This is a genomic window from Acinetobacter sp. ANC_7635 (genome assembly GCF_056779945.1).
Map to the genome: position 1 here is coordinate 183272 of NZ_JBWYIS010000001.1, position 26460 is coordinate 209731.

25 protein-coding genes and 1 pseudogene are annotated in these 26460 nt (G+C 39.0%); 8 read left to right on the forward strand and 18 right to left on the reverse strand.

The genetic code is table 11. The features are described from left to right. Window positions 1-20: 20 nt before the first annotated feature. On the reverse strand, window positions 21-428 hold the full coding sequence (gene ybgC / locus AC1M89_RS00885; protein WP_035265725.1) for a tol-pal system-associated acyl-CoA thioesterase: 408 nt from the start codon (window positions 426-428) through the stop codon (window positions 21-23). A gap of 262 nt (window positions 429-690) precedes the next feature. On the opposite strand from ybgC, the gene AC1M89_RS00890 reads away from it, so the two are divergent. Then, window positions 691-1917, forward strand: a complete 1227-nt coding sequence (locus AC1M89_RS00890) for an acetamidase/formamidase family protein (protein WP_481613721.1) — start codon at window positions 691-693, stop codon at window positions 1915-1917. A 48-nt stretch (window positions 1918-1965) separates the two neighbouring features. Here AC1M89_RS00890 and AC1M89_RS00895 read toward each other — a convergent pair whose 3' ends face one another. After that, window positions 1966-3309: an amidohydrolase gene (locus AC1M89_RS00895; RefSeq protein ID WP_481613722.1), complete on the reverse strand. Its 1344-nt coding sequence runs from the start codon at window positions 3307-3309 to the stop codon at window positions 1966-1968. Window positions 3310-3514: 205 nt separating this feature from the next. On the opposite strand from AC1M89_RS00895, the gene AC1M89_RS00900 reads away from it, so the two are divergent. After that, a complete protein-coding gene (locus AC1M89_RS00900) occupies window positions 3515-4294 on the forward strand; it encodes a hypothetical protein (RefSeq protein WP_481613723.1) in 780 nt (259 codons plus the stop codon). 14 nt (window positions 4295-4308) lie between these two features. Here the strand turns inward: AC1M89_RS00900 and ruvB are convergent, their stop codons facing one another. The 3 genes from ruvB to AC1M89_RS00915 all read right to left on the reverse strand — a co-directional run bounded on the left by ruvB (window position 4309) and on the right by AC1M89_RS00915 (window position 7392). After that, window positions 4309-5316, reverse strand: coding sequence for a Holliday junction branch migration DNA helicase RuvB (gene ruvB / locus AC1M89_RS00905; RefSeq protein ID WP_481613724.1), 1008 nt, complete (start codon window positions 5314-5316; stop codon window positions 4309-4311). 11 nt (window positions 5317-5327) lie between these two features. Beyond that, window positions 5328-5930 (reverse strand): Holliday junction branch migration protein RuvA, encoded by a 603-nt coding sequence (ruvA, locus tag AC1M89_RS00910; RefSeq protein ID WP_092766079.1) that lies wholly within the window; start codon window positions 5928-5930, stop codon window positions 5328-5330. Window positions 5931-6051: 121 nt separating this feature from the next. Next, window positions 6052-7392 (reverse strand): deoxyguanosinetriphosphate triphosphohydrolase, encoded by a 1341-nt coding sequence (locus tag AC1M89_RS00915; protein WP_481613725.1) that lies wholly within the window; start codon window positions 7390-7392, stop codon window positions 6052-6054. Window positions 7393-7820: 428 nt separating this feature from the next. On the opposite strand from AC1M89_RS00915, the gene sohB reads away from it, so the two are divergent. After that, window positions 7821-8783, forward strand: coding sequence for a protease SohB (sohB, locus tag AC1M89_RS00920; RefSeq protein WP_179998383.1), 963 nt, complete (start codon window positions 7821-7823; stop codon window positions 8781-8783). A 52-nt stretch (window positions 8784-8835) separates the two neighbouring features. On the opposite strand, the pseudogene AC1M89_RS00925 reads toward sohB, so the two are convergent. Further along, window positions 8836-9477, reverse strand: a pseudogene (locus AC1M89_RS00925) (DUF2238 domain-containing protein). A gap of 161 nt (window positions 9478-9638) precedes the next feature. On the opposite strand from AC1M89_RS00925, the gene AC1M89_RS00930 reads away from it, so the two are divergent. Further along, entirely contained in the window at window positions 9639-9878 is a 240-nt protein-coding gene (locus tag AC1M89_RS00930) for a hypothetical protein (protein ID WP_035265735.1), read from the forward strand. Between the two features lie 74 nt (window positions 9879-9952). Here AC1M89_RS00930 and purB read toward each other — a convergent pair whose 3' ends face one another. The 10 genes from purB to AC1M89_RS00980 all read right to left on the reverse strand — a co-directional run bounded on the left by purB (window position 9953) and on the right by AC1M89_RS00980 (window position 18900). After that, entirely contained in the window at window positions 9953-11341 is a 1389-nt protein-coding gene (gene purB, locus AC1M89_RS00935; protein ID WP_092766083.1) for an adenylosuccinate lyase, read from the reverse strand. A 55-nt stretch (window positions 11342-11396) separates the two neighbouring features. Continuing rightward, window positions 11397-12128: a high frequency lysogenization protein HflD gene (hflD, locus tag AC1M89_RS00940; RefSeq protein ID WP_092766084.1), complete on the reverse strand. Its 732-nt coding sequence runs from the start codon at window positions 12126-12128 to the stop codon at window positions 11397-11399. A gap of 14 nt (window positions 12129-12142) precedes the next feature. Further along, window positions 12143-13276, reverse strand: a complete 1134-nt coding sequence (gene mnmA, locus AC1M89_RS00945; protein ID WP_481613726.1) for a tRNA 2-thiouridine(34) synthase MnmA — start codon at window positions 13274-13276, stop codon at window positions 12143-12145. Window positions 13277-13280: 4 nt separating this feature from the next. After that, complete coding sequence (locus AC1M89_RS00950) at window positions 13281-13766, reverse strand: NUDIX hydrolase (RefSeq protein WP_481613727.1); 486 nt, start codon at window positions 13764-13766, stop codon at window positions 13281-13283. Between the two features lie 676 nt (window positions 13767-14442). Continuing rightward, window positions 14443-14562: an SRPBCC family protein gene (locus AC1M89_RS00955; RefSeq protein WP_481586643.1), complete on the reverse strand. Its 120-nt coding sequence runs from the start codon at window positions 14560-14562 to the stop codon at window positions 14443-14445. Between the two features lie 58 nt (window positions 14563-14620). Continuing rightward, window positions 14621-15280, reverse strand: coding sequence for an HAD-IA family hydrolase (locus AC1M89_RS00960; protein WP_035265744.1), 660 nt, complete (start codon window positions 15278-15280; stop codon window positions 14621-14623). A gap of 109 nt (window positions 15281-15389) precedes the next feature. Beyond that, window positions 15390-16418 (reverse strand): MerR family transcriptional regulator, encoded by a 1029-nt coding sequence (locus AC1M89_RS00965; RefSeq protein WP_481608333.1) that lies wholly within the window; start codon window positions 16416-16418, stop codon window positions 15390-15392. 199 nt (window positions 16419-16617) lie between these two features. Continuing rightward, on the reverse strand, window positions 16618-17148 hold the full coding sequence (locus AC1M89_RS00970; RefSeq protein WP_035270475.1) for a gamma carbonic anhydrase family protein: 531 nt from the start codon (window positions 17146-17148) through the stop codon (window positions 16618-16620). A gap of 85 nt (window positions 17149-17233) precedes the next feature. Continuing rightward, entirely contained in the window at window positions 17234-18382 is a 1149-nt protein-coding gene (gene dacC, locus AC1M89_RS00975) for a D-alanyl-D-alanine carboxypeptidase PBP5/6 (RefSeq protein ID WP_035270478.1), read from the reverse strand. A gap of 119 nt (window positions 18383-18501) precedes the next feature. Then, the gene (locus AC1M89_RS00980; RefSeq protein WP_092766090.1) at window positions 18502-18900 is read right to left on the reverse strand and encodes an MCR_0457 family protein; all 399 of its coding nucleotides are present in this window, start codon (window positions 18898-18900) and stop codon (window positions 18502-18504) included. Between the two features lie 290 nt (window positions 18901-19190). On the opposite strand from AC1M89_RS00980, the gene surE reads away from it, so the two are divergent. The 3 genes from surE (at window position 19191) to AC1M89_RS00995 (ending at window position 21965) form a co-directional block, all read left to right on the forward strand. Continuing rightward, the gene (surE, locus tag AC1M89_RS00985) at window positions 19191-19961 is read left to right on the forward strand and encodes a 5'/3'-nucleotidase SurE (protein WP_035270482.1); all 771 of its coding nucleotides are present in this window, start codon (window positions 19191-19193) and stop codon (window positions 19959-19961) included. A gap of 128 nt (window positions 19962-20089) precedes the next feature. Continuing rightward, entirely contained in the window at window positions 20090-20929 is an 840-nt protein-coding gene (locus tag AC1M89_RS00990; protein WP_481613728.1) for a peptidoglycan DD-metalloendopeptidase family protein, read from the forward strand. 103 nt (window positions 20930-21032) lie between these two features. Then, the gene (locus AC1M89_RS00995) at window positions 21033-21965 is read left to right on the forward strand and encodes a LysR family transcriptional regulator (protein ID WP_179998372.1); all 933 of its coding nucleotides are present in this window, start codon (window positions 21033-21035) and stop codon (window positions 21963-21965) included. A gap of 53 nt (window positions 21966-22018) precedes the next feature. Here AC1M89_RS00995 and AC1M89_RS01000 read toward each other — a convergent pair whose 3' ends face one another. After that, the gene (locus tag AC1M89_RS01000) at window positions 22019-23230 is read right to left on the reverse strand and encodes an aspartate aminotransferase family protein (RefSeq protein ID WP_092766093.1); all 1212 of its coding nucleotides are present in this window, start codon (window positions 23228-23230) and stop codon (window positions 22019-22021) included. A 161-nt stretch (window positions 23231-23391) separates the two neighbouring features. Here AC1M89_RS01000 and grxD point away from each other — a divergent pair, with 161 nt between their 5' ends. After that, window positions 23392-23733, forward strand: a complete 342-nt coding sequence (grxD, locus tag AC1M89_RS01005) for a Grx4 family monothiol glutaredoxin (RefSeq protein ID WP_092766094.1) — start codon at window positions 23392-23394, stop codon at window positions 23731-23733. Between the two features lie 57 nt (window positions 23734-23790). On the opposite strand, the gene AC1M89_RS01010 is transcribed toward grxD, so the two are convergent. Continuing rightward, complete coding sequence (locus tag AC1M89_RS01010; RefSeq protein ID WP_481613729.1) at window positions 23791-26409, reverse strand: Lon protease family protein; 2619 nt, start codon at window positions 26407-26409, stop codon at window positions 23791-23793. Window positions 26410-26460: the final 51 nt, after the last annotated feature.

Below are 26460 nucleotides of genomic sequence, written 5' to 3' on the forward strand. Positions count from 1 at the left end.
TACATGTGCCAATCATATTTTTATGCGTGGGCTAATTCTTTTTCGATTAGATCACGGATTTCATTTGGAATTCTCAGCGGTTTCATTTCAGCGCTAATACACGCCAATTCTACTTCCCCTGAAGCTAGCATGATTTCACCACGATAAATATTTTGTTGCAATACAAAAGACGTTGCTTTACACGAAACTACACTTGCTGTAACAGTAATTAAGTCATCCATTAATATTGGACGTGAATATTTAAGCGCTAATTTATGCACGACAAAGTTGTAATCTTTTTGATGCCAGTAATGTGAAATCCCTGAAGCACGTAACCATTCTGTACGTGCGCGTTCCATAAAGCGAATATGATTGGCATGATAAACAATGCCTCCTGCATCTGTATCTTCAATATACACTCGGATTTGAAATTCAAATTTGTTCGCCATACAGGTGTTCCATTACTTTAAATAGTCCAGTGTTTTGCAACATTCTTGACAAAGAATGCGAAACGCTGATTTATACAATCTTTGAAAGGCTTGAAGTTTAGCACTCCATTTTTACAGACCAATGGCACAAGATTTCAAAAATAGCTGTAGATTGGGCGAAATATTTTAAGATGAAAATGCAGATTTAATTGAATTTTAATCATGTTTGGCATAGGGATTGCTTAAATAAATTCACATGAAATTTATAGTTGGATTTGAGTGCATGTTAAAAAAGTTAGCTTTATCGATTTCGATTGCTACATCAATATTAAGTTTTTCGACTTTTAGTTCGGCTGAAGATTTTAAAATTTTAAAACAGATTGAAAGCAAGCCAACTTTACTAAAAAAAGGGGAATATGCTGGACACTATTATATTCCAAGTACACTCAATACTATTCAATGGGGTTATCTACCGAATAAAGATGCTAAGCCAGTTTTAACGGTTCCATCGGGGAGTCATGTGACTTTTGATACAGTGTCACATGAAGGTTTATTAGAGGATCAAGGGCGTGATGCTGAAAAATACTTTACATCTAAAGGTGTTAAAAAAGAGCACATTTTAGATGAAGCGAAATTGATCACTCGCTCTAATTTAAAGCATGATTTCCATAAAGATGGTCCACACATTATTACTGGTCCGATCTACGTTGACGGTGCAATGCCGGGAGACGTGCTTAAAGTTGAAATATTGAAAATAGAACCACGTGTTCCTTATGGTGTTATTTCGAACCGTCATGGTAAAGGTACATTGCCTGAATTCCCTAAACGTCAAAAACATGATCATGCGTCACCTGCAAACCCTGAGGCTTATGGCAATGTTTCAGTATTTACACCCATTGCGCAAAATAAAGAGGGTGTATGGGAGGGGGTGATTCAAACAGAATCTGGTAAAGCGATTCGTTTTCCATTAAATCCGTTTATGGGAACAATGGGTGTTGCACCAAATACCAGCGAACCTGTTCACTCAGTTCCACCCTCATTTTATGGTGGAAATATTGATATTAATGATTTAACTGCTGGGGCAACCGCTTATTATCCTGTTCAAGTTCCAGGTGCATTATTCTACGCAGGTGATAGTCATTTCGTTCAAGGCGATGGTGAGGTTGCATTAACTGCTTTAGAGGGTTCAGCGCGCGCAACGTTTAAAATTAGTGTGTTAAAAGTGGGTAAAGATCATATTCCAGGTAAGCAACTTTCTCAGCCATTAGGTGAAAACGATCAATTTTGGATTACACCTGGCTTAGATGAAGATTTGGATGAAGCAATGCGTAAATCTACGCGTGAAGCAATCAATTTCTTAGTAAATGAATATGGCATAAGTGAAGAAATTGCATATGCTTATCTCAGCGCTGCGACTGATTTTGAAGTTTCTCAAGTTGTAGATAAAACCAAAGGCATCCATGCGATGATTCGTAAAGCAGATTTTAAAGAGTTCATCGAGCAGAAATAAATTTTTGAAATAAAAAATCCTCCATCAAGGAGGATTTTTTTATGATGCTTAAGATTTGTTATTCCAATCTTGTTGAACTTGTTGTGCAATAGTCGGATAGTCCATCACAAAACGAATGTGGCTTTCAACGCCAGTTTTTAATGTCGCATCATCTACAATAAATTGAGGGTTATGATTGGGTGCAGCCTTACTCATCTCTTGATCTTGAGGTGTTGCACCAATGAAAATGAACAATGAAGGCATAAGTTGACCATAATAGGCAAAGTCTTCACTTGCACTCGCATTGTTCTCGAGCACATGTAATTTATCTTCACCGTGAACTTTCGCAAGTGATGGCGCGATGAGTTGAGTTAGCGTTTTGTCGTTCGTGGTGACGGGGGCATAAGCGGCAATTTCTACTTTGGCTTTTACGTCATTTGCATGAGCATTATGTTCGACGAGCTTTGGTAAATCCTTGAGAATATTCTGGCGGACTTCTTCATTATTTGATCGAATCGTGCCAACCATATTGACTTGCTCTGGTATCACATTTCCTACCGTTCCACCTTGGATATTACCGATACTGATTGCTCCCATACCTTTGGTTAAATCTGCACGACGGCTGATCAAACTCTGCATATTACTAATCATTTGAGATGAAGCGTAAATGGGATCGCGTCCAAGCCATGGCATAGAACCATGAACTTGTTTTCCACTGACCTGAATGCGCAAATGATCTGCACTGTTTAAAATAGTGCCATCTTTATAAAAAATATGACCACTTGGCATACCCGCCATAACATGCATACCGAAGATCACTTCAGGCTTAGGATTTTTTAAAGCCCCATCTGCAATCATCTTACGTGAACCAATTTGATCGCCATGACTAAAGTTATCAATATCTGCTCCACCTTCTTCAGCTGGTTGGAAGACGAACACAACAGTACCTGCAATTTTATCTTTATTTTCCGAAAGTACTTTTGCAGCGCCGAGTAACATTGCTGTGTGAGCATCATGTCCACAGGCATGCATGACTGGCGTTTCTTTACCTTGATAGGTTGCCTTTGCTTTACTCGCAAAAGAAAGTCCTGTTTTTTCCTCGATAGGTAATGCATCCATATCTGCACGTAATGCCATCACTGGGCCAGGTTTTGCACCTTTAAGAATTCCGATTACACCTGTTTTGGCATAGCCTGTGCGGACTTGAATCCCATATTTTTTTAATTCTTTTTGAACCAGAGCCGAGGTTTTAAATTCCATATTGCCGAGTTCGGGATGTTGGTGAATGTGCTGTCTTAATTTGATGGTATGTTGTTCAACAGCGTTCACACCGTCATCAACCCAATCTGCAAAACTCAAGGTTGAACAAAGGGGCAAGATGGTACAAGCAGAAAATAGCCTAAGTGAAATCATAAACTCAATGTCCTAAAAATCCAAAAGTTTTGGGAGCTTCTCATTCACTTCTGATGGTTGCAAAACTTAACAGGTATATCGAAATACATGAAAAGTATAGTGACCATGAAGCATTGATTTTTAATGCTTTATCCATAGATTTAAAGTTGTTATTATTTGTAAATTATTCATTTTAAATAATTATTTTAATTGTTGTGGGGGGCTAATGAGCGTTGATGAAGAACTTAAGCATAATCAAGATGTCATGATTCAACTTCCATGGACTGTACCTCAACAGCCTGTGATAGCTTATATCCAAGTTGATCCCGATACGAATAAAATTCCTTTAGACATAACCCATTCAGAAGATACAACTGCAATTTCATCTTTTGAAAATAGCACGCTGATAGCAACTTCTGCTTTTGATTATGCTACAGGAATAGCTGTTTTTCTGGCTCTATGTGCAACAGTATTAGCTTATTGGTTTGGTGTGAGAAGTTTTAAACTGACAGAACAAGGTTTTCAATTAACGCTAGAGCAAATAGGAAAGTCAGTAGAACAAACTCTAAATTCTAATAAAGAGCTTTATCAGAGTCAGAAGGAATTACAACTAATACAAATTAAATCTAAGCATCGGCAGGATTGGATTAATGAAGTTAGAGGTTTATTTACTGAAATCTTGGTTGTTAGGTCTAATCTTAAAACAATTTTGATAAATTTAAAAAATGATGGAAGCCACAGAAAAGAACTCTATGAAAATTTAACAAGACTAGAAAGCTTAAAATATGAAATAGAGTTATTTTTAAATCCTGAAGAAGAGTTAAATAAAAAGATTATAGATGAGATTTTTAAACTCATTTGTCTATGTCAATTTGTCTACAATGGTGATGAAGATGTTATTAAAAAAATAGATTCGTACTCTTCTAAGATTGATAACATCTCTATAAAAAACAATATGCAAACTTTATTGAAAAATGAATGGAATAGAGTCAAAAAGGGAGAATAAATCTCCCTTATAAATCACTTCTCTTTTGGTTCAGGCGGTGTCATTCCAAACTGTAAGTACGCCATATTTGTTGCAATACGACCACGTGCAGTTCGCATCACATAACCTTGCTGAATCAAGTAAGGTTCAATGACATCTTCCAGCGTGCCTGAATCTTCTGCCATAGCCGCAGCCAAAGCCTCAACCCCTGCAGGACCACCGTCAAAACGTTCAAGCAACATACTTAAATAACGACGGTCTAAAGTGTCTAAACCATCTTTATCGACATTCAGCATGTCCAAGGCACGTTGCGCCATTTCTTGTGTGACTTCACCAGTACCTTTCACTTGCGCATAGTCACGTACACGACGCAGTAAACGGTTTGCGATACGAGGCGTACCACGAGAACGACGAGCCACTTCCTTCGAACCAGCTTCTGTGATTGGAACATCCATCAGATTTGCAGAACGAGTCACGATATGGGTCAAATCTTCAACCGAATAAAACTCTAATCGTTGGACAATACCAAAACGATCTCGAAGCGGAGAGGTCAATAAACCGGCACGAGTAGTCGCAGCGACTAAAGTGAATGGTGGTAAATCTAACTTAATTGAACGCGCAGCAGGACCTTCACCAATCATAATATCCAGTTGGTAATCTTCCATCGCGGGATAAAGGATTTCCTCGATCACTGGAGAGAGACGGTGAATCTCATCAATAAATAAAACGTCACCTTCTTCTAAGTTAGTGAGCATTGCTGCCAAATCACCAGCGCGCTCTAAGACAGGACCTGAGGTGGATTTTAAATTACCACCCATTTCACGCGCGATAATATTAGCAAGAGTGGTTTTACCTAAACCCGGAGGACCAAAAATCAAGGTATGGTCTAAAGCTTCACCACGTCCACGAGCTGCACCAATGAAAATTTCCATCTGCTCACGCACAACAGGCTGACCAATATAATCATCTAATGATGTTGGTCGAATGGCACGATCAAAATGATCTTCTGGTTTTTCAGAACCACTGATAATACGGTCTTGCATAATATGAGATCTTATTTATTCATCGATTTTAAAGCAGCACGGATAATATCGGATGCCTCAGTGAAGTCACTTTTAACGGTATTGACTAACTTTTGTGCTTCTAGTGGCTTGTAACCTAATGACTGTAAAGCAGCTTCAGCCTCAGCGACAGCAGAGTTACCCGTAAACTGAATTTGCGCTGTTGTAGAGTTTGATGTGGACGGCTGAGCTGCAAGCGCTTTAAAGCGATCTCGAAGTTCAATCATTAAACGCTCTGCGGTCTTTTTGCCTACACCCGGAACTTTGACTAAAGTGTTTACATCTTCATGTTCAACAGTATGAATAAGCATGTCTACGCTGAGTGTTGAGAGAATACCCAGTGCCATTTTTGGACCAACGCCGTTCACTTTAAGTAAAGTGCGGAAAATACTTTTTTCTTGTGCGTTGGAAAATCCATACAGTAATTGAGCATCTTCACGTACAGCCAAGTGCGTCCACAAAGTGACTTTTTGTCCTTTCTGCAATTGGCAAAATGTTGAGAGAGGTGTATCAACCTCATAACCAACACCATTTACATTCAATAAAACTGTTGGTGCTTCTAAAGCAAGCACTTCACCAATAAGACATCCAATCATTCAATTATTTCACTTATTTGTCGATGTTAAATTCACTATGTCAGCATAGTAGTGTTCATTGCTTCAGAACGCAAAATCAAAAAACACTTTATGCTCTTTTCCTGAACACTAAATTTAAGTTTTATAAAAATCCAACTTTATTCCCTTGAAGTTCCTGTGCCAAATGATAAGCCTGATGATCTGAAAATTTTGAGATCACATCTAAGACTTGCATGATATTGTCATAGTGATCATCACTAAAACGAACACCTAAGCCTGAGATAATAGACAGTAAACGTCCTTCCTTAAAATTATGAATTTTATTGGGGGTCGTAAGCGGAATAAAGGCATCTAGTATGTGCTGTAAGCTTTGATGTGCAATGATTTCTAAACCAGATTTTTGAGGATGCTCAAAGATTTTTTCCCGCGCTAAATTCTTTGCACAATCAATTCCTGCTTCGATATCGGGCGAGCAATATTGGAGCAAACTACCTTTAAGCTGTCCTGACAAAATTTCAAAATGATGTTTAGCAAAAGCGGAAGTGACTTCATCAACCAAGCGTTTCATCACACGACCACGCAATGCTGCAATCTTTTGTTGCCACGTGGTGTATGGCATTGCAAGTTCAGCAGGCGTGCCATAGTCACCGAGCAGATTTAAAAAAATAGGTTCGACTTGCTCATAGCTGAGCATGTTAAGAATAATGCCATCTTCTAAATCGATCAGGGCATAACAAATATCATCCGCAGCTTCGAGTAAATAGGTGAGTGGATGGCGACAGAAATGATATTCACCATATTGTATAAGACCTAATTGGTGACCAATTTGTTGCAAAATTTCTTTTTCAGATTGATAGCAACCAAACTTAGCTCGTTTACTGGCAGGCGTATTTCCCTGAGAGTCAATGGTTTTAGAAAGCCATGGGTACTTTAAGTAAGCTCCTAAGGTTGCGTAAGTGAGGCGCATTCCACCGTCATTAGGGTGATAGTCAATATTCGTGAGTAAACGAAGACCTTGAGCATTGCCCTCAAACTGGCGAACATCGGCCTGCTGTTCAGGGGTTAAACTCGATAAAAAATCGCCGTGTGATGCATCATCAAACCATTCACGAATAGCGTACTCACCTGCATGACCAAAAGGAGGATTACCAATATCGTGTGCAAGACAAGCTGCTTGAATAATTGCACCGACATCTGCAGGAGAGATCCACATAGGTAACTCATCACGAATTTTTTCAGCTGCCAGCATTCCCAAAGAGCGTCCGATGCAAGAAACTTCAAGGGAATGTGTTAGACGCGTATGAATGCCATCATGTTGAGTCAGGGGGTGAACTTGAGTTTTACGGTTAAGTTGCCTAAAACTCTGAGAAAAAATAATACGATCGTAATCTTTATGGAAGGGGCTACGTGCTTGTTCTGTATTTTGTTTTGAACTACCAAATCGAACTGTTGATAACAGTTCCAGCCAACGCATTTGAGTCATTTATCATTATTCATCATTACTGTATGGAACCATCATGCCAAAAAAATAGTGAAAAATATATGCTGACACGACATAATTTGGCGCATTGAAAATGCATTTCAGAAAAGTTTAAGAAGTAAAATAATAAGTATTAAGGTGTTGATTTTAAGAATTATTATCCTAATATAATTCAATTTCCTCACTCTCAAATCATATAAGAGTCTCTAATTGATTTTAAAGATAGATATCAATCATGAGATGATGCGTGGATGCTCATCGGTTCGATAATTTTTTATCGAGATAGTATGCATAATGTATCTACTTTTTATGCCGATTGTTGATCAAATTGATCCTACGATTGGCATAACATTTCAATAAAGCTATTGAAATTTGTCTATTTTGACCTCATGTTATCCTCATAAAGATGAATTATAGAGATGTGAATTTATATGTTATTTCATTTGCCGAAACTTCCTGCCGAAATTCGAGTCACTCACTTAAATGCGCGTATTAATGAACAACGAAAAAAAATTGCGCAAAGTACTGCATCTAAACTTGAACTTCTGCAGTTGTCTCAGCAGTTTTCAAAAGAAGCACGCACGCGTAAAAAGAACAATCAGAAAGTATATGTAATTGATTTTAAAGGTGACATGGCAGCTTCAGCTGTAGAGAATCTTCGTGAAGAAATTACTTTGATTTTGGCGACTGCTAAAGCAGGGCGTGATCGTGTCGTAGTTCGTTTGGAAAGTCCAGGTGGGATGGTACATGGTTATGGACTTGCGGCTGCTCAATTGGTGCGTCTGCGCGATGCTGGTTTTCATTTAACCATTTGTGTTGATAAAGTCGCAGCAAGTGGTGGATATATGATGGCATGTATCGGTAACGAAATTATTTCTGCTCCATTTGCAGTGATTGGTTCAATTGGCGTTGTTGCTCAAGTGCCTAATTTTAATCGTTTACTTAAAGAACATAATGTTGATTTTGAGCTTTATACTGCGGGTCAATATAAACGTACCGTGACCATGTTTGGTGAAAATACGGAAGAGGGTAAAGCCAAGTTTGAAGAAGAGTTGCAACAAACGCATGCATTGTTCAAGCATTTTGTTGAAAAATATCGTCCACAGTTAAATGTTGAAAAAGTAGCAACAGGTGAACATTGGTACGGTCAAGATTCATTAGATTTGAATTTGGTTGATAAGCTTCAAACCTCGGATGAGTATTTATTAAGTTTATTGACAGTGCATGATGTTTACTTGATTCAAACTCGCCGTAAACCTACCTTAGGTGAGAAATTAGGACTGCAAGCGGCACAAATGGCGGACAGTTTGATTCCTGCTGTGATGAATAAAGTTATGGACACTTTAGTCAAAACTAATGCGAACTTAGTGCAACTACGTGATCCTAAACTTTAAATTTGATGAAATAAAAAAAGCCAATCTAATGATTGGTTTTTTTTATAATTTATCATTTGTATGGTCGAGAGTCTAATTTTCGATATAACATCACTATTCCTGTGATCATGGACCCAAGTGTTGCGAACAACATATCTTTATGGGCATCCCAAATATCACCTTGTTGACCATTATAATTTTCTGCTGCCTCATGGGAAAGATTAATTGCAATCAACCATTCCATCCATTCGTAAATGAGACTGGTGACCATGACAAACTGAACAACAATAAGAAAAAGTACTCGTGCAGATAATTGGGGTAAATAGAATTGAATGATCCTATGGAAAAAAGGATAGAGAAGTAGACCATAGGTAAAATGGACCAAGCGATCATACATATTTCGCTCCCAACCCATCTGTGCATTTAAATCTATGCCGAAGTTGTGCATCAACCATTCATTATAGGGAATATACGAATATAAATAGTGTGCCCCAAGAATATGAATGATCAGAAATCCAATATAGAGAGAAAATGCGATAAAACTCAAACCAACTTTCTTTTATATATAGATCAAAAACACCAGCATTAAAGCTGTGCCAAGTTGATGTAAGCTATAAGAAGCATATTCAAGAGGCTTTATACTTGCCAAGATCAGCACCATTATGAAAATGAAGAATACGAGGTGGTGTTTAGGAGTAAATTTTTTGTAGTGCATTTTGTTATATGTTGATTTGATTAATTTCTTCATATGATTGTAATGGATCAATCCTGAGAATAAGCTGCAGATCGCATTATTTTTATAAATAGTTGTTTATATCAATAGCTCATTGCAATCAGGATGATCAGTTAGAATATGATTTATTTTGAGTTTTTATTATGACGGTTTCAGCTGCTTTTCTTGCACAGCAAAATGCATATTTTCATTATGAGTTTGAAGAGCTTACTCTGAATGACTTTCCTGAAGAGATCTCAGTATCACTCCGAGGAATGATGTTTAGGCATGACATTCAATATGCTCAAGTGACTCATTATATTTACTATAGCGATGTTTTAACTGGTGATGAATTAGAAAAGCTCAGAACTGACTTTATACGTTACTGTCCTGATGAAGCATGATTTTTATTCAAACATTTGATGAGTCTCATACAAAAAAAGCGAAGCCTAAGCTTCGCTTTTTTATTCAATACTATTTAGATTTTAGCAATCAAATCTTTAATTTGTTTCGCTTGCTCAGCAGCATTACCTGTATAAGATGCAGGTGTCATTTCAGCAAGACGCGCACGATCTGCTGCAGGAACAGCTTCTAATTCGTTACCATTTACAAAATTCACCATCATTTCGCGAGTCATTGCTTGACCACGAGTAAGGGCTTTAAGTTTTTCGTATGGTTTTTCAACGTTATAACGACGCATTACTGTTTGAATTGGTTCAGCAAGAACTTCTTGAGCGTTGTCTAAGTCTTCAAGAATACGGTCGGCATTCAATTCAAGTTTGCCCACACCTTTCAAGCAAGCTTCAAATGCGATCAAGCTTTGTGCAAAACCAACGCCCATGTTACGAAGAACAGTAGAGTCAGTTAAGTCACGCTGCCAGCGAGAAATTGGAAGCTTTTCACCAAGGTGAGCAAGGACTGCATTAGCAATACCCAAGTTACCTTCAGAGTTTTCAAAGTCGATTGGGTTCACTTTGTGTGGCATTGTTGAAGAACCAACTTCACCTTCTTTTAATTTTTGTTTGAAGAAACCAAGAGAGATATAACCCCAAACATCACGGTTGAAATCGATAAGAATTGTGTTAAAACGGCGAAGCGCATCAAACAATTCAGCCATGTAGTCGTGTGGCTCAATTTGAGTTGTATACGGGTTAAACGTGAGACCTAAAGATTCAACAAATGCTTGCGAGTGAGCAGGCCAGTTAATTTCAGGGTAAGCAGAAAGGTGAGCATTATAGTTACCTACTGCACCATTGATTTTACCTAGAAGCTCAACATTGTTGAATTGTTTGATTTGGCGTGCAAGACGGTATGCCACGTTTGCCATTTCTTTCCCCAATGTTGTTGGGCTTGCAGTTTGACCATGTGTACGAGACAACATTGGTTGATCAGCGTGTTTTTCTGCAAGTGCAACAATTGAGTCCACGATTTGTTGCATAGACGTAGCTAGTACTTCACGACCGCTTTTCAGCATGAGTGCATGAGACAAGTTGTTGATGTCTTCAGATGTACAAGCAAAGTGAATGAATTCACCCGCATTTTTAAGTTCATCAATGTTTGCAATTTTCTCTTTTAAGAAATATTCAACCGCTTTTACATCGTGGTTGGTTGTGCGTTCGATTTCTTTGATACGGTTAGCATCGTCTTCAGAGAAATTTGCAACGATTGCATCTAAAGCTGCATTTGTTTCGTTAGAAAAAGCTGGCACTTCAGTAATTTCTGGGCGATTTGCAAGTGCTTGTAACCAGCGCACTTCAACAGTCACACGAGCATGGATTAAACCAAACTCAGAGAGGAAAGGGCGCAAAGCATCACATTTGCTTGCATAGCGACCATCTAATGGAGAAAGTGCGGTTAAAGCGTTCATAGCAATTCCTTAAACTTTGGAATGAAACGTAAAACAGAACTCGATATACATAAGGTTAAACCACCTGAAACTGTAAACGAGCGAGATCTTGAATATCTTTCAGTAACTTGCGTTTGGTGAAGATCATGCTCCATGAACTTCCACCTGACTGACGCCATAAATGCGCCATCTGTAAACCTGTAAACAATGAAGCACGAATACGATTGGTGTGCGAAGAATCCTTAAAAGCTTCTGCATTGCCTTTCACCATAATGCGAGGATTAATCTGTCCTGCAGTTTCGACATAGGTTTGAGCAAGGTTTGCAAGAATACTTGGATGTAGATAATTATGATCAAAAAAGGAGAGTTGTTTTAGTATTTTTTCTTGTGATTTTTCAATAATTTCAACGAATTTTGGGTTGCTATATACTTTCTTTTCTAAATGTAATAATGCCATCGCATAGGACATTGGAAGTTTTGCATTGGCAAATTTAGGTATTCTTGATTTTGGTGCAGTATTGAATGGTTGGGTGATGCTACTTTCTAAAGTTTTCAATCCCAGAGAAATATCTGCAAGCTGGTTAAAAAAATCTAAGGTTTGACAATTCTTATTGGAAGTAGGGCGAATATTTAAACTCGCCTTAATTAATTGTTCTAAATAGAAGTTACCGTTTTCACCAATATTTTGTCGACCTGCAATGGCTGTCATATGTGTCAGCTGAGTCGATTGAAATACTGCTGCCAAAGCCAAAGCTCTGTTTTGACGATCATTCAGAGTCTGAAGCTGCTGGAACGGTAACTCTGTCATGCCTGAAAATTCCTTTAAATAAAATCAGGTTTAGGCGTATTGGTATGATGAATCACACCGCCACCTAAACAAACTTCATCCGCGTAAAACACAACGCTTTGTCCTGGCGTAACAGCTCGTTGAGGTTCATCAAATTCTACACGTACACCTTGCGGTGCATTTGGGTCATTAAATAAGACACATGCTTGATCAGATTGTCGATAGCGAGTTTTCGCTGTGCAACGGAAACCATTTTCTGGAATCTCTTGCTCACCTGCAACCCAATCAATCGCTTCAGACCATAACATGGTACTTTGCATGAGGGGATGCTCATGACCTTGGCCAACAACTAAACGATTGCCTTCGATATCTTTGTGTAATACGAACCAAGCACCTTCTTCAGCGCCTTTCATTCCACCGATACCAATACCACCACGTTGACCGAGCGTATAGTACATTAAGCCGTGATGATCACCAACCTCTTTACCATCTTCAAGGACAATTTTACCCGGTTGAGCAGGTAAATATTGCTTCAAGAAGTCATTAAATCGGCGTTCACCAATAAAACAGATACCTGTAGAGTCTTTTTTCTTCGCTGTTACAAGACCTAAATCTTCAGCAATTTTACGAACTTGAGGCTTTTCAATTTCACCGACAGGGAACAAGGTCTTGTTAATTTCACGACCATGAACGGCATGTAGGAAATAAGTTTGGTCTTTGTTGTTATCCACGCCACGGAGTAAAGGCGCATATTGCTCACCTTTAGAGTTGGTCATGGTTTCACCGCGACGAGCATAGTGTCCTGTTGCGATGAAGTCAGCACCTAATTTCATGGCATGATCGAGGAATGCACGGAACTTAATTTCTTTATTACATAAAATATCTGGGTTTGGGGTGCGACCCGCAGCATATTCAGCCAAGAAGTGCTCAAATACACGATCCCAATATTCCATTGCGAAGTTGGCTGTATGTAATTTGATACCGATACGATCACATACGGCTTGCGCATCTGCAAGATCATCCATAGCCGTGCAGTATTCTGTGCCGTCATCTTCTTCCCAGTTTTTCATGAAAAGACCTTCAACTTGATATCCTTGTTGAAGTAATAAAGCCGCAGAGACAGATGAGTCTACACCACCTGACATACCGACGATGACACGTTGTTGCATAGGATTAGGCATCCAAATTTGAAATTAACGGAGAATTTTGGTGCTCATAAACGAGCGATAAAGGAAATTTTTGTCCTGATTGGGCATCTTCAATGGCTTTGATGACCAAAGGACTACGCGCGCGCGCCGTTTCTAACAGCTCATCTAGACTCATCCAAACTGCACCTACGATACCTGTATCTAGTGTTGCATCTGCAAAATACTGTGTTGATTTTGCTAAAAAACAGAAGCGGTAATAGGTACGATCTGGAAACATAGGTGGGGTATAGGTGTATATACCCAATAAATCTGTGACTTCAACTTGGTGACCTGTTTCTTCCATGGTTTCACGAACCGCGGCTTGAATAAGGGTTTCACCAGCTTCTACATGACCTGCAGGTTGATTAAAAACGGTGTGCATGACACCTTCTGTTTGTTCTTCTACAAACAGATATTTACCATCTTTTTCAACCACTGTTGCAACAGTGACGTGAGCAGTCCAAGCGGTCATAAAAAAGCACCAGATGAAGGGAAGGCATATTGTATAAAATTTTGAGGTGTGTGGCTATGATGGGAGGGGATTTCTTTGAAGGCGTTCTATCTTAAGTTTAACTAAGAAGTTCTTTGGATCAATAATTTAATAAAGGGCGTAGAACATGAAGAATCAACAAAAAAGCCCAATTTAAGTAAATTGGGCTTTTGAATGTAATTTAAGATTATGATTTATATGAAATAAAAAAGATAATTTAGCATAAGGTGTATTATGTTAATTTTAGGGGAATTTAAAAATTGAAAGAATAAAGAAGCGAAGTGCCTACATGGATCTGTTTTAATAAAAATAACAATTTATTACCCTATGATTTCAAATCAAAAGTTTTAATTCTACAAATAATTTTAGAGATTGATTCATGTATTCAAAATCTTTCCTTATAGATTTCAAATTATTACGCATCATAGGTACAAGTAGACCACTAAATGTCTCAGAATGTATGAGACAAGTGCTGCCATCTTCTTGGGAGCAAAGTTTAAAATGATGCTCCATCTAAAAGACCAGGGATTAGAAAGTGACCTAGCCAGCTTAAAGACTGAGCATTTTTAACTTCCAATAGTGTAGGCTTAAATTCCATTGCTTTTTGCTTAGTTGGGTGAATCCTAATCTTTAGTTTTTCACCTATGTTTAACTTTCCTTAAACTTTACGGATAAAGGGATTCCAACTCTCATACGATTTAAAATCAGTCAGTACTTGCCAAACTTGCTCCGGTGTCGCATGAATATCAATATGTGTAGTTATCTTTAAAGAAAGCATAATTTACCTCTGGTATCTAGAATGGCGATTCTCTGCTTATAAGCATAATTTAGTAGGGTTATTTTTTGCTGACAGTAATCCTCTTTATGGCAGACACATTTTCAAATGTCTCATCAGGTGACAATTTCTTTAAAAGTCTTTCTGTGCTGTAACCCCATGAAACTGCACCGAAAGCAATTCCTACCGATCTAGCTGCCTCATAATCGGTAATCTGATCACCTATATAGATAGTTTCTGAGGGTTTATAGCCTGCTTTTTTTAAAAGCTGCTTTAACCTAGATGCTTTTCCAAAAAAAGATGCACCGCATTCAAAGTAATTAAAGTATCGACAGCTTGAACCAAGAATACGGGTCACATTTTCGTATCCATTTGAAGAAACCAGGCCCACTGTAATTCCATGTTCATTAAGGTGGGAAAGCATTTCATCGGTATGGTCGAATAGAGGAATCTTTGAAGGATTTACCTTCATGAGTTTTATGAAATTCTGAGTAATCGCAGGTAGTTTCCATACTGGTATTCCAAGAGTTTTCATTAGCTCTCGGGAAGGTATTTCTCTAAAAGATTCCACTTCATCTAAATGAATCTTCTTGAAAGAGTGCATGTCAGCCAGATGATTTATAGTTGAAACAAAGAAAGGAAATGAATCTGCTAAGGTTCCATCAAAATCGAAAATAACCAACTTATATAGTGTAGTTGGATAAGTTTGTGATAATACCATTTACTCTACTTTCTCTATATAAAATATTTTGAAATCATAAACTTAATGACTACCCCGTATTATGGGATAGCCACACTACTTTGATTATTTGAATAGAGGTAAGCATGTACTAAGCACAACGCATCAAAGCTGCTACTGCTTTTTCTAAAAATTGCAAAGTGGTAGGTTTGAGCCAGGTTCCCTCGGCAAGACTTGGTTCATTTTGCATGGCATTGCGAATCTTCGCATGTGTCGCTGGATTTTTGCCTGCGTAACCCTGTAACATGGAGAGCCATTGCTGTGCTAAACATTTTGCTTGTTCACTGTCAGGTTCAATCCCAGCACGAATGGCCTTCTCCAATCCAATCAATAACTGGGGCCAATTTTTCATCTCACGTACATAATGTTGCTTCATAAAAGCAAATTCCTGCTCGGATAAATAACGTGCAAAAACGTTCAGCTTACTCTCGGCAAATGCTTCAAGTAGAAACTCAACCACTTCCGGACGCACACCCAATTTTTCCTGAAATGCCGATTCAGCTGAATGCATGCTATTCAATTTAGCCAACCATTCAGGATTAGCAGCCGTATTCTGTTCGAGGGTCAGCATCCAGCGTGAAGCCAGGTTTTGGGCAGTTTCACTACTAGAAGATTCTCCGGCCTTAAAGAGTGCATTGGCTTCGATGACAAGCGCTTCCCATTTTTTTTGTTGTTTACTATCTGCCTGTAAAAAAGTCAGTTCTGCAAGTTCCTCTTTTGTAAAATATTGTTCGTACATAGACATAAGCTCCAATGTTTTTAGCCAATTGTCCAGTTCCAGCTCTTCACCATTCATCAGTTGATTTTTGAGACTGCTCAAACGATAGCGCAGTTGAGTCTGCTTAATGATCATCTGATCGATTGCCTGAATCTGCCGATCAATTAATGGGGCGAGTGCAAGGTTTGGACTATTAAGAACCGCGCCAATTTCTGCCAATGTCATTCCAAGCCCTCGCAATGCCTGAATTTGGTATAAGCGAGTAATATCTTGACGACTGTAAAGTCTATAACCGGCGTCGGAGCGGGCCGAAGGCTGAAGTAAACCGATATCATCATAGTGATGAAGGGTACGAATAGTTAACCCTGTTCGCTTCGCCAATTCACCGACTTGTAATAACATCTTTTGACTCCTTTATCCCTTAGGCATGTTTTATGCTAGAGGCTAACGTTACGTGAGGGTCAAGTATCTAAGCTATAAAAAATATTTATGGTAAATAATTTACATTTTTGATGTTTTATTTATTTAGGTAGTAAAATTTTTTATATTCCATACATTTCCATCTTCCATTTAACATAATAGGTGTTATGCGAATTCAAAATTATTTATAATTTCCCGAAACCTTTACATAATTCTGCGCTGAATACGGCAGAAACGCTTTTTCTTTATCAGTCAGTGGACGCACTTTTTTCACTGGGCTACCCACATACAAATAACCACTTTCCAAAACTTTATTTGGCGGAACAAGCGAACCTGCACCAATCATCACATCATCTTCAACAACGACGTCATCTAAAATGATCGTACCAATCCCGACTAAAACACGATTACCAATGGTACAACCGTGTAATTTCACATGATGACCCACGGTGACGTCCTCACCAATAATGAGCGGTGAGCCTTCAGGTTTATCCGCTTTCTTATGACTAACATGCAACATGGAATGATCTTGGATATTGGAATTTTTACCAATCCGAATAAAATTAACATCACCACGGATCACAGCATAAGGCCAGACCGAAACATTCTCAGCCAAGACAACATCACCAATCACTAACGCAGTTGGATCAATATAATTTGTTGTATCAAATTTTGGGTAAGTCTCTAAGTATTTGCGGATATTTTCAGTCATAAAAAATTGCCTGTTTTTATTCATTATAAACAAAAAAGCACCCAAAAGAATTTGAGTGCCTTTATATCTTTAGTCAAGCTGTGACTTAAAACAAATTACTAAAGAACTGTTTGATATGATCAATCATACGCGAGAAGAAACCAGCTTCTTCAACAGCTTGCAAAGCAACAAGCGGCTTCTCCGCAATAACTTTGCCGTCAAGTGTCGCTGTTAATTTACCTACAACTTGCCCTTGTTGAAGAGGGGCATTTAAGTTCGGTTGAACCGCGATTTGAGTCTGAATGGCATTTGCTTGACCTTTTGGCATAGTCACGTTGAAGTTCTCAGCAAGCCCCACACTCACTTGATTAGATTGACCAAACCAAACTTTAGAAGTGGTCAACTCTTTGTGAGCGGGTTGAACACTGACAGTTTCAAAGTTTGCATAACCCCAAGATAACAAATCACGTGTTTGTGTTGCACGTGCTTGCATTGATGGAGCACCAAAAATCACTGAAATTAAACGCATTGGGCCACGTTTAGCTGAAGTCGTTAAACAATAACCAGCTTCAGAAGTATGACCTGTTTTAAGACCATCTACACTCGGATCTGTATATAGCAACGCGTTACGGTTACCTTGCTTGATCCCATTAAAAGTAAACTCTTTTTCAGAGTAAATAGGATAATACTTTGAACTGTCATGAATGATGTGCTTCGCAAGGGTAGCCATATCTTTCGCTGTAGAATAATGACCTTCAGCAGGCATACCTGTTGAGTTCATAAAGTTCGTGTTGGTCATGCCAATACGCTTTGCTTCTTGGTTCATGCTGTGTACAAATGTACCTTCATTACCAGAAATATGCTCAGCCATCGCCTTAGATGCGTCATTACCAGATTGAATGATAATCCCGCGTAACATTTCCAATACGGTTGCTGTGCCGTTGAGAGGTACATACATACAAGATTCTGTACTACTACCACGACACCAAGCAGACTCGTTCATCCGAACTTTTTCATCTTCCGTGAGTTCACCGTTCAACAACTTTTGTTCAATAATGAAACTGGTCATCATTTTGGTCATTGAAGCAGGAGCAAGTTTTTCATTTTCATTTTTACTTGCGAGAATTTGACCTGTTTCATAATCCATCAAAACGTAAGACTTGTTATTGAGTTCTGGTGGTGAAGATAAAACAGTTGCTGCATAAGTAAATGAAGGTAATAGTAATAATGCAGCAATGGCGCTTTTTCGGGTCATTCTATGTAGTTCCAATCTTGTATGAACGCAAAAATCAGCTTTGCATTCTAGGACAAAGCAAAGCCGACTTCTAGCAGTGGAGTCGGCTTATTTCAATCGAATTGTAACTATTTCGTGCTCTATTTAACTGAAGACTGATATTTTTTTATATCCTCGCACACTTGTTGATTTGCTTTATCTCCAGCGTTTTTCGCATCTTGTCTCGCTTGAGCTAATGCTTGCTGATAATCCTGTTGTTTAATTAGATTGTTCAGCGTGGTTTGAGGTGAATTTTCGTTAGGTAAATAGTCTTTTAATAGCTTTTGATAGCCTGCTTTAAACGCCGCATCTTCTTCCACTAAACTTGGGCATGATTCTGAAAAGACATAGATTGCAGCGAGTTCATCTTTAGTCACTTTTTGTTGAGTAACTTCGATATTTTCTTTTAAGTCTTGAGCATTGGCGAAAGTGAAACTTGAAAATAACATTGAGCTGCTGATAAATGCGGTTGAAATCAATTGTAAAAAACGGTTTTGCATAAATGACTCAAAAATTAGTAAGTTAGTTATAAGAATAGAATAATCTTTTTTCGTGTTTAAAAAATAGAGAAAGTGTATTAATGCTGTTGGAACTCAGAAAGTAAAGAAGAAAAGTTCAGGTATGAACAGGGGGATGACTACATGCCGAGTTTTCAAGATTAAAGGGTAAGCAGATTTTCAAGATTAAAGGCGTTTAAAACCTCAACATCTATGCGTGTGCTCATTGTTGTGTTGGGGGATTTTGATTAGGCTATCGAACAGATGGGATTACATGAATTGAGTGAATTGTTTTGAATATTTTGATTGCCAACGATGACGGTGTGTTCGCACCAGGAATACAAGCATTAGCACAAGCATTAAAACCTTTAGGTCGAGTAGTCGTGGTTGCTCCAGAAAGTGAGCGAAGTGGTTTTTCAAGTGCATTAACGCTTGATCGTCCATTGCGACCAGTACAAATTTCAGAGGACGTATGGGCAATTAATGGCACGCCAGCGGACTGTGTTTATCTGTCCATGAATGGTCTATTTGATTTTGAATTTGATCTAGTCGTAAGCGGGATCAACAGTGGTGCGAATTTAGGTGATGATGTGCTGTATTCAGGTACAGTGGGGGCCGCGTTTGAAGGCCGACTCATGAAACAACCTGCAATCGCAGTTTCATTGGCTGGTCCAAATGTTCGTTCGTATCAAGATGCTCAAGATTATGCACAAGCTGCAAATTGGGTATATGAGTTTATTAAAAATGGTTTGCCTGAGTTACCACCGCGTCATATTTTCAATATTAATATTCCAGATACGGCTGAAATAAAAGGGACATTGGTGACTTATCAAGGAAGAAGAAAACAAACGAAACCGATTACCACACAAGTGGACCCGAGAGGTCGTCAAGTTGTTTGGATTGGTTTGGCTGGAGAGGCCGTAACAGATCCCGAAAAAAGCCAACTGGGTTATCAGTCAGACTTTTATGCCATTGCAAATGGATATGTCAGTGTGACACCGATCCAAATGGATGCTACCAACTATCAGGTGTTGGCTTCACTTGAATCTCAGTTAGAGCTTTAATTGAATGACCACAGGTAGGATGTGTTATAACTTTGTGAAAAATATATTTGAAACGGTGAATTTAGCATTAATTTTGCTACTCTTAAGCCGAATTCAGTCTTTTTAATCTTTTGTCAGAGAGGGAAATCATGCTTTTGGCCAGACCCAAAACAGTTTTGAAGTTGTCTAAACCATCTATTCACTCAGCATTGATCGCGGTTGCTGTCGCTTCTTTTCTTGGTTTGTCGGGCTGTGCATCGAAACCCCAAATCCACAATTCTGCTCGTTATGCTGTTGCCCCTGACTTCTATACAGTTCGTTCTGGCGACACTTTAAGTAAAATTGCGGCACGTTATGGATTGAGCTATTTGAGCATTGCGGAGATGAATGATATTGCACCGCCTTATCGCATCTATGTAAATCAATCTTTAAGATTAAAACCCTCTGGCAATCGACAAGTGACACGTTCGACCACGCGTCCTTTGACTGCGACTGAAACTCAGATTCAACGTCAAACCATTCAGTTACCAACAAAACCAGCTGTGGTTACGCCACCACCACAAACCACACCAGTACCAGCGGTAACTGCTGCAGTACCGACGACTTCGTCTAAAGCAACTTCATTACGCTGGGTGAAACCATCGAATGGTCCAGTCATTGAAAACTTCAATGTGGCAAGTAATGTCAAGGGATTACGTTTTGGTGGCAATGTTGGTGATCCAATTTTTGCAGCAGCTGATGGTCAAGTGGTTTACGCTGCTGATGGTTTAAAAGAATATGGTAATTTGGTGCTCATTAAACATATTGATGGTTATATCACTGCGTATGCGCACAATAACCGGATGTTAGTGAAGAGTGGGCAAAACGTAAGTGCGGGGCAACAAATTGCAGAAATGGGCTCGAGTGGTGCAACCCGTACGATGCTTGAGTTTCAAGTTCGTTTAGATGGTAAGCCAATCAATCCAGCAAATATTTTGCCAATCAACTGAAGATATTTAGTGCAATTTAACAATTTCTTCGTATAATACAATGAGTTGCTTTTGTTAATTTTTGTTAATTAGAGAAGCATCTCATAATTTCAGAGGGAAATTTATGTTAGATCAACTTCGCTCGATGGGCGTATTTGCATGTGTTGTTGAAAAAAGCTCTTTCAGTGGTGCTGCTCGAGATTTAGGCATTACGACGAGTGCAGTTAGTCAGCAAATTCGTTCACTAGAACAAGAAATGGAAGTAACACTTCTGCACCGTTCCACAAGAAAACTAAGTTTAACGGAAGCAGGGCAGGCCTTTTTTCATAGCTGTCAAGAAATGCTCGCTGCAGCAGAGCGCGGTAAAATTCGAATTAATGAGTTACGAGACGATTTAGTTGGTGATTTACGTATTGCAACAACGCCAGAACTCGGTGCAACCCATGTAGTTCCTGCGTTGTCGCATTGGATTTCGGCACATCGTGGTTTAACCGTTCACTTTGAAGTTGAAAATCAATTTGTCGATTTGATTCAAGAAAGAATCGATATTGCAGTGAGAATGTGTTCTCGCGTGGATGAGTCTAATCACTTATCTTGTCTGCCGCTTGCACGTGTGGATCAAGTCTTGGTGGCTTCACCAAGTTATTTGAATCAAAATGCAGTTATTTCAAGACCTGAAGATTTAGCACAGCATGATTTGATTCCAGTAAATATTGTAAAAAATCAGCAAATGATGACATTTGAACACAGTACATCGCGTGAATTGGTGAATGTGTCCATGGAAAATCGTTTACAGACAAACAATGTTTATGTCGCTAAATCACTGTGCCAAAATGGTCACGGCATTGCGCGATTATTATATTTAGATGTGCAAAAAGAATTAATGAATGGCACATTGGTTGAAGTTTTACCTGAATGGAAGTTACCTGCATACACTTTGAATGCAATGACATTAAAACGTGAACAACAACCAATGAAAATTCATCGCTGCCTAGATGCTTTAAAACAATATTTCAGCCAGTTGCCTGGTGGTCGAGTATTCCAAGAAGCATCTTAAGTGTTCTTCTTAATAAAAAAGCCGCAATATGCGGCTTTTTTATTGATCTTGGCTTAAGCCAAAAAGTTTTTAATCGCTGGAACTAAGCGTTTTAATAAATCATCAGCTTGTTCTTGATTCATATTCAACGCTGGCAACAAACGAACGACATTACCTGCGGTGACATTAATAATTAGATTGTGCTCTATGCGTGCAATATCCACCAACTCTGCGCATGGTTTTGGTAATTCAATACCAATCATCATACCAAAGCCGCGAACAATAACGTTTTGATCTGCAAGTTGTGTACGGAATTGATCAACTAAGTATTGGCCAATTGTTGCTGCATTTTCAACAATATTTTCTTTTTGCATCAAATCGATAATCGTGTAGACAATGCGCGAACCTAATGCAGTACCACTATAAGTTGATCCGTGGTTACCTGCAGTAAGAATACCTACACCTTTACCTTGAGTCATCACTGCACCAATTGGGAAACCATTACCCAAGCCTTTAGCTGTCGTCATGACATCAGGAATAATATTGGTATGTTGATACGCGAAATATTTTCCTGTACGACCGTTACCTGTTTGAACTTCATCTAGCATCATCAACCAATTATGTTGATTACAGATTTGACGAATTTCTTCAAGATAACTAAAACCTTGAGGGGCAGTATTTACACCACCTTCACCTTGGATCGGTTCAACGAGAATCGCGACGATATCTGGATGGTTGATTGCTGCTTCTTCAATTGCCTCAATGTCGCCAAAAGGTACTCGGATAAAACCTTCAACGAGCGGGCCAAAACCTTCTTGTACTTTTTTATTGCCTGTCGCAGAAAGTGTTGCCATTGTACGACCATGGAAAGAATGATCAGCTACAATGATTTTCGGAAGAGCAATACCTTGCATATGACCATATTTACGCGCAATTTTAATTGCACCTTCATTTGATTCAGCACCACTATTCGAGAAGAAAATTTCTTCCATACCAGATACTTCAGCTAACTTTTGCGCAGCTGCAGTCTGCCAAGGTACTTCATAAATATTACTGGTGTGAATAAGCGTCGCCGCTTGTTCTGCAATTGCTTCTGCCAAAACTGGATGTGCATGACCTAGACCACATACTGCAATGCCAGTCAGCGCATCTAAATATTCTGTACCTTCAGCTGTATAAAGATACGAACCTCGGCCACGCACAAAGCTGATCGGTTGACGGCTGAATACAGGCATCAAATGAGATGGTTGATCAGTTTGAACTGGAGCGAGGGTGATATTGTTCATGTCTAACTCGTATTTGTTAGGTGGAAAATAAAAGTTTATCTAAGCAAAATCTGCTTAAGATTAAAAGCCTAATTGCAAATTAAACTGGAAAAATTTAGCAATCCATACTCTTTACGGCGGTTTTAGGTATAATGCAGGCAGAATAGTTGAGGATTTAATCAATGACTGAACAAGTGCGTGATACAGAAGCGTTAATTCGTGATCAAATTGCAAAACATGCAGTTCTTCTTTATATGAAAGGCACACCACAGTTCCCACAATGTGGTTTCTCTGCACGTGCAGTTGAAGCATTGAGCCAAATTGGTCGCCCATTTGCTTATGTAAATATTCTTGAAAACCAAGACATTCGTGCGACTTTGCCACAAATTGCAAACTGGCCAACATTCCCACAATTATGGATCAATGGTGAGTTGATCGGTGGTAGTGATATTATGCTAGAAATGTTCCAAACAGGCGAATTAAAAACGCTCGTGGAGCAATATAGCCCAGCGCCTGAAGCTTAATTTAAGCGCAATAAAAAAAGCACCGATGGGTGCTTTTTTTATTTTGAAAACTTCAAATTAGTTTGAAGTCTCATCAGCGAGTTGAGAAGGTTGTTCTTCAGCATTGATCGCTTTATCTTTTTTAGCTTTGTCTTTTTTCTTCTTTTTTTTCTTTTTCTTTGGCTCTTCTTCAATTTCAGCGCCATCTTCAATGGCTTGCCAATATTCTAGCTGCTCCATGACAGCAGCGTAAATTGATCCTTTGGTATAGCGACCTTTTTTATTTAATTCTCCGACAGGACGCGCCATGAGAATCTCAAGTGCTTGATCAATTGTGTTGATGGCATGAATATGGAATTGACCGGCCTCGACAGCATCAATCACATCTTGACGTAACATTAGATGCTGCATGTTTTGACGTGGAATAATGACACCTTGTTTGCCTGTTAAACCTTGAAGTTTACATGCATCAAAGAAACCTTCGATTTTGGCATTGACGCCACCAATCGGTTGTACTTGACCCAGTTGATTCATTGAACCCGTAATCGCCCATGACTGATCAATCGGCAGTTGGCTGATCGCAGAAATTAAAGCGGAAAGTTCTGCAACGGTTGCACTATCACCATCGACTTGACCGTAACTTTGTTCAAAAGCCAAAGCGGCAGAGAAGTGCAAGGTTTGTTCACGTCCGAAATGTGCTTTCAAGAAAGATGACATTAACAGTACACCTTTAGCATGAAGTGAACCTCCTAACTCCACGCTACGTTCGATATCTAAAATATCGCCGCCACCCTGATACACTGAAGCAGTCAATCGTGATGGTAAGCCAAACTCGACATCTGCGTAGTGAATCACAGACAAAGCATTAATCTGACCGAGTCGATGACCACGCGTTTCGATAAGCTGTGTACCACGAGATAAATCTTGCCAGTACAACTCTCGTAAATAACCTAGACGATATTGGCGGTGTTTGAGCGCAGTGCCGATATGTTCTGCTGTCACCATAGTTGCATTAGATTTGGATGCATGGTGATGAGATTCATGAATCAGATCACCTAAAGTTAAGGCATGTAGTGACAACGAACTCTGATCCTCTGCTTGACGACTTGAGTCGGTCAGTAAAGCAGCCAAGGCAGAACGATCAAATGGAAGTAGTTTAGAGGATTGAACATAGTCTGCAATCAAATGCATATAAGCTTGTTCATTTTCGTCATTACGTTGTAATGTGTCAGTAAAATCAGCTCTGATTTTAAAGATACTTCCTAACTCAGGCTCCACCTCCAGAATCTCATAATAGATTTCTGGTTCAGCCATTAAAATGACTTTCAATTGTAATGGAATCGATGCTGGCTCAATTGAAATGCTGCCCGTCAGCGTTAGCATGTGCTCTAGAGATGAGAGTTTAATTTGACCAGACTTAATCGCTCGTTTGAGTCCTTGCCATGCATAAGGTTGTTCTAAAAGCTGCTCAGCCTCAAGCATTAAAAAACCACCATTGGCACGATGCAGTGCACCAGGTCGTATTAAAGTGAAATCAGTGCTGATAGTGCCATTTTGCGTTAATTGTTCAACATGGCCAAGTAAGTTGTAATGTGTGGGGAAATCTTCAAAGATGACTGGTGCCCCAGAATTTGGCTTGTTGCTAATGACTAAATTTGCTTGGTAACGCGCAGGGACACGGTTAAATAATGCAGGTGAAAAATCACTTTCTTCCTGTTCTAGTACGGTTTCCACATTGTCGATAATATCTTGAGCATATAATTTTAAGTATTGTTCAAGATGTTTGATATCTGGAAATTTATTTAAAATATGTTCCATGCGAGGAATAATGACTTGTTTGGCAATGTCACGATTCAACTCAGACACCATATCACGTGCTTCATCTTCAAGATCACCAATTTGTAAACCTAAACGCTCAAGCTTTTTATCCATATAACGGATATTGGACGCAATTTCAGAACGTTCTTTGCTACTCAGTGCATTGATGTCATCTTGAGACATCTCTTGAATTTTATTGTCTTTAATATGAACAGGGATAAAGCAGTGTTCTTCATTACGACTGATCAACTTTAAATCAAGCTCTTCACCTTCTTTGGTGAGCTCAATCAAAGCTTGTTGTTGTTCATGACCTGTCGTTAAACGAATTTTTTCTATCCGATTGTGATACGTTTCAGCACTAAAACGACGTTCGAGCTGTTTGAAAATGGTTTGCCATGTTTGATGTAGCGTACTTTGAAACTTTGCGCCTTGTCCTGCAGGAAAGTTAAGCGCAATTGGGTTGCGTGCATTTTTGAAGTTGTATACATAAACCCAATCATCCGGTGTAGGCATATCTTTGGCATGTTGTTGGAGTAAGCGCTTAATCATGGTGCGTTTACCCAACCCTGCCGTACCCACAGCAAAGATGTTATAGCCTGAGTATGGAAGGGCAATGCCTGCTTCTACAGATGCTTTAGCACGATCTTGTCCTAAAAAATTATTAAGAGGCTTGATACGTTTTGTAGACGCAGGAATATTGTCATAATTTGGAATATGCGTCAGTTGTTCTGGTTTGAGTGCTGTTGCATTCAAGGTGTTTTGCGTGGCTTCAAGTTCAAATACGGATAGGAGCTTGTTTTGCGAGTTTTGTTCTAAGTTTGTGGATGTCGTGGTTAAAGCTACTGCGGTGGAACTAATTTGATCGTGTCTCTGGGTCACAGGTGAAATCCAAAACTATAATTTACATTTGATAGTTTAAGGTATACAGGT